Source organism: Methylobacterium sp. P1-11, assembly GCF_008329595.1.
Taxonomy (GTDB): domain Bacteria; phylum Pseudomonadota; class Alphaproteobacteria; order Rhizobiales; family Beijerinckiaceae; genus Methylobacterium.
Genome location: NZ_NPKS01000114.1, coordinates 1 through 670 on the forward strand (window position 1 = coordinate 1; position 670 = coordinate 670).

At 77.8% G+C, this 670-nt stretch carries 1 protein-coding gene; it reads right to left on the minus strand.

Annotated features, from left to right (window positions below):
• A partial coding sequence (locus CIW48_RS32965; RefSeq protein ID WP_149314524.1) for a non-ribosomal peptide synthetase occupies positions 1 to 670 on the minus strand: 670 nt, incomplete at both ends.

Genomic DNA, 670 nt, shown 5'->3' on the forward strand with positions numbered 1-670 from the left:
CGAGGATGGAATCGCCGCCGCGCTCGAAGAAGGTGTCGGATCGGGCGATGGTGTCGGGCTCGGTCAGGCCGAGGACCGCGGCCCAGAGCGCGGCCAGGTGCCGTTCGCCGGGGGTGCGCGGCGGGTCGGCGACGTGTGGGGCGGGCGCGGCCTCATCCCCGTCCGGTAGGGCGCGGGCGTCGAGCTTGCCGTTGGGCGAGAGCGGCAGGGCGTCGAGCAGGACGATGGCGGCGGGCACCATGGCCTCGGGCAGGTCCCGGGCGAGGGCGCGGCGCAGGTCCTGCGGGTCGAGGCGCGCGCCCGGCGCGGGCACCGCGTAGGCCACGAGGCGGTCGGGGCGGCCGGGGGCACGGCGTGCGAGCACGGCGGCCTGGGCGATGCCGGGCAGGGCGCGCAGGGCGGCGGCGACCTCGCCGGGCTCGACGCGCTGGCCGCGGATCTTGACCTGATCGTCGGCCCGTCCGCGATAGTCGAGGGCGCCGTCCGGACGGCGGGCGGCCAGGTCGCCGGTCCGGTAGAGGCGCGATCCGGGCCTTCCGAAAGGATCGGGCACGAAGCGCTCGGCGGTGAGGCCGGGCCGTCCGAGGTAGCCCCGGGCGAGGCCGGTGCCGCCGATATACAGCGCGCCCACCACCCCCACCGGCACCGGGTGAAGCGCGTCGTCGAGGAC